Raw genomic sequence first — 499 nt, 5'->3', positions numbered from 1 at the left:
GATTACCCTGACGAGATAGCAACAATTCTGGGCTTGCACCCAATAAAACGTGTCCATTAGCAACAGGAATAGCAAAAGTATAAGCATGTGGATTTTTATTCATCAGATGTCTCGCCATTCGCAAAGGCGGTTGAGGATGCTCAAACTCCACTTCTAACGATTGTGACAGTACAATTTTTTCTATTGTCAGATGGTCAAACGCAGAGAGTGCACTGCTAACACTCTTCTTAAAATGTGTTTCACTCGTAATTCTTGTTTTATTCTTTATTGCAAAATTGTCGCTTGTTACTTGTTCAATAAATGCATCACGAGGTTCTTTAACATAGCTGTTATACACGTTCAATGCTGAACTTTGTGTATTATCAAATGGGATTGCACCAATCAAAATAGGATCGTCTGCTCCTTGTTCATGTAGGGAAGCAAAGGCCTGAGCAATTTTTTGATTAAGTTCAACCCGCTGAGATGCTGGGGTAGTAATAGTAGCAGCACAATCAAGTGC

Annotated in this window: 1 protein-coding gene; it reads right to left on the bottom strand. The window is 39.5% G+C overall.

Features of this window, described 5'->3' with window-relative positions; translation table 11 throughout:
* Positions 1 to 499 (bottom strand): chorismate-binding protein (locus ACT3RM_RS18160; RefSeq protein ID WP_444511551.1); only part of this gene is annotated, 499 nt, incomplete at both ends.

Source organism: Pseudoalteromonas sp. AOP7-A1-14 (assembly GCF_052376275.1).
In the GTDB taxonomy this organism is placed as follows: Bacteria; Pseudomonadota; Gammaproteobacteria; order Enterobacterales; family Alteromonadaceae; genus Pseudoalteromonas.
The sequence above is the reverse complement of the archived record's forward strand: the minus strand, read 5'-3'. Positions and strand labels throughout refer to the sequence as shown.